Annotated in this window: 4 protein-coding genes; 1 reads left to right on the forward strand and 3 read right to left on the reverse strand. The window is 46.7% G+C overall.

Annotation, left to right across the window (positions count from 1 at the left end):
* Window positions 1-174: 174 nt before the first annotated feature.
* From P8O70_05340 to P8O70_05350, 3 genes are read right to left on the reverse strand one after another with little or no spacing between them, the layout of a single operon-like run.
* Window positions 175-297, reverse strand: coding sequence for a hypothetical protein (locus P8O70_05340; protein ID MDG2196301.1), 123 nt, complete (start codon window positions 295-297; stop codon window positions 175-177).
* Window positions 294-737, reverse strand: a complete 444-nt coding sequence (locus tag P8O70_05345; GenBank protein MDG2196302.1) for a hypothetical protein — start codon at window positions 735-737, stop codon at window positions 294-296. Before P8O70_05345 ends, P8O70_05340 begins: the two co-directional genes overlap by 4 nt.
* 22 nt (window positions 738-759) lie before the next feature.
* Window positions 760-1,623, reverse strand: a complete 864-nt coding sequence (locus P8O70_05350; GenBank protein MDG2196303.1) for a hypothetical protein — start codon at window positions 1,621-1,623, stop codon at window positions 760-762.
* Between the two features lie 320 nt (window positions 1,624-1,943).
* On the opposite strand from P8O70_05350, the gene P8O70_05355 reads away from it, so the two are divergent.
* Entirely contained in the window at window positions 1,944-2,915 is a 972-nt protein-coding gene (locus tag P8O70_05355) for a caspase family protein (GenBank protein MDG2196304.1), read from the forward strand.
* The last annotated feature ends 43 nt before the right edge of the window (window positions 2,916-2,958 follow it).

The following is a 2,958-nucleotide window of genomic DNA, read 5'->3' on the forward strand; positions in this document are numbered from 1 at the left end:
CTGGGATGCTGGAGCATCAGCTCAAGCATGGTCTCATTGGATGGTTCTTTTGGTTGCGACATAAGCGTTCCATTGCTTGGCAACAACCGGCAGGTTTGGTAGAATGGTCTTGACTGAACAGAACAGTCTTTGCATGATCTACCGGAACAACCTACCGGTTGAATTTTTAGAGCCTCAGTTCCCGACCACTCGCCAAAGTATCAGGGTTCTGGGGCTTTCTTGTTTGTTGTGATAACAACGAAAAACAGGACAAAAAGCAACATCTAGTTGCTGCCCTTGTTGATCTTTTCTTTTCATGCTCTCTCCATCGCTAATCCTCTGCGCAGTTCCTCCTTGTCAATTTGCTTATCCAACCAGTCTGAAAACATCTGCTCACCGTCTCTTACCAAGAAGTTCTGAGTAATATTCCCATCAGGCTTTTGATGATTCTTCACCAGTAGCTTGAATATAGAGCGGCTTGCTCTCTGGTGAGCCAACTTAAAGAAGGTTTCAAAGTCTTCTGGTTCAGCAACACCAAGCAACACTTGACAAGCCTGCTTCGCTTCATCTTCAAAGAAAGCATTCACTTGAGGAAACATCACTTTTCCTATCCTCCTGCATTCAGTTGTCACAAACTCAACCACCATCATGGGATCACCTGCCTTGGTGTCCTTCCAGTCCATACGCAGCATGGTTGCTAGGTACTCGCCTTCCTTGAAAGGTAAATCATTCTGAAATTTGGATCCAAAAATGGACATTCAATCTCCTGAGTTGGAGGGTTCACAATTCACCAGATTCTCTGGCAGCACGTTGCTTCCGCCTGAGCTTGGCGAGGCGTGTACTAGCAGCATCTCTGGTGTGTGGAAATCCAGATTCTTCCAGGTACCGAATGAGATCATCCATGTCTGGAGTCCTCTGGGGTAAGCGCCCTTTGAAATAACGCATTACTGCTTCATCAGGCGACAAAGGCGGACCATCTTCTGAGAATGCTTCAAGCTGCCATGATCCGGTTTTTTCTGGCTGTGTATTTCTTGTAAGATTCGGCAAATAAATCGCTTCACCAGGCTTCTGAGAATCCTCAGGAGGTTGTTTGAGGTCGGACTCAGAAAACATTGGTTTCGTCAGAGTGTCTACGTTCGGATCGTATTCTGGAAAATTGACCGGAGTGCGTTGAGAAATTGCAGGAGATTGGAGCTTTGATACAGGTTCTTTCTGGTTTTTGATGATCTCCAGAAGGCTTTCAATGATCCGGTCTTTGGCTTCCAACTGTTTACGCAGGCCGTCAGCTTCTTTACGTAAATCTTCGATGTGTTCAGCGTCACGCTGATGGTTTTTTGTAAACCACTTCCGCTCTTCTTCCAAAACATCTTCGTATGATCTGGTTTGCTGCTTTGATTCCAGCACTTCAACTTCATTTGATTCAAGATCAACTCTGAATGTACTGGATCGTTCTTTAATAAATTCTTTCGGTTTCCGATTTGGGTACTTCTCGAAGTAAATCTCCTGCAACTTCTTAAATTGCTCGTCAGTCATCAGTTGAGAGAGTCCTGACTTGGTTGTCTCAATACCTGCTTCTTTCATGATTGAATAGACTGTGGATCTGCCACAACTCAGTGCTTTGTGTGCATCTGTGATCGAATACATGGGTTCCTCCTTCATACTGGTTCATCTTAAAAATCGTACGGGTATGTACTGAATGAGATCAAAATACCATCACTTTCAGATCGTTGTCAAGAACAACACTGTGAATCAGAGACACAATTGGAAACTCATTGCGCTTTTGGCAGCATTAACTTCTGAAACGCCTAAGCAAACAGGTGAGCTCAGTAATTTTTTTCAAGGGAAACAATTGCAGACATTGAAGGCTTCAGCATCTGTCCCCCACTCGTCCTCCACACTTTCTGATTCTTCCGGTACGGTAGAGCCAACAATATGAACCACGTCACAAAACATCGGGAGGAACTATGATCCGCAAACTCTTGACCTGCTGCCTGCTGGCGATCTTCTTGTCAACCAGTGTCGTTGGGAACCTAGCCTGGGCTCAGTCTCTACCTGCAGAAGTAGTGATCACCGCCAAGCGTCTCAATGTTCGTGACGATGTAGGTGGTAGCAAACTGGGTGCAGTGCTTCGTGGACAACAGTTTCAACTCAAGGGTACCAAGGAAAACTGGGGAAAAATCGAATTTGAGCCAGGCAGATTGGGTTGGATTTCACTGCAGTACACACAACCTGTTGTGCAAAATAGATCCGTCTTGCAGGAACGCGCAGTTAGACCCGTTGCTGCCAAACCAGAAACTGTGGATCTGTCTGATAAACGGCAGGCTCTGGTGATTGGCAACTCTGATTATGCCTATGCAGGAATGCTCGCTAATCCTGTCAACGATGCCAACGCAATTGGTAAAACCCTTGAGCAGTTGGGCTTTGAAGTCACTACGGTGACAGATGCGAACCAAAAGACGATGGAGCGTTCCATCCGTAATTTCGGCAAGCAACTGAAGCAGAAGAAGGGAGTGGGACTCTTCTATTTTGCAGGACACGGGATGCAGTTTGATGGAGAGAACTACCTACTGCCCACAGACATTGATCCCAGCACAGAAGAAGACGTTCGCTATGATGCAGTACCACTCGGCAAACTGTTGGCTCAGTTGAGAGCTGCCGACAATGGGATGAATGTGGTGGTACTCGATGCCTGTCGCAACGATCCCTTTGCCCGATCTTTCCGTAGCAGCAGTCGGGGACTGGCCCAGGTAACAGCTCCAACGGGTTCCTTCATTTCCTATGCGACGGCCCCTGGATCTGTTGCTGCAGATGGGGATGGGGAGAACGGTTTGTTCACAGCAAAACTGTTGAAGCATATGAATACCCCAGGACTGAAACTCGAAGACGTTTTCAAGCAGGTACGGGTTGATGTGCAGCGTGAAAGTGGCAACCGGTAGGTGCCCTGGGACTCTTCTTCTGTGACTGGTGATTTTTACTTCA

It is taken from the genome of SAR324 cluster bacterium, from assembly GCA_029245725.1.
Lineage (GTDB): Bacteria > SAR324 > SAR324 > SAR324 > NAC60-12 > JCVI-SCAAA005.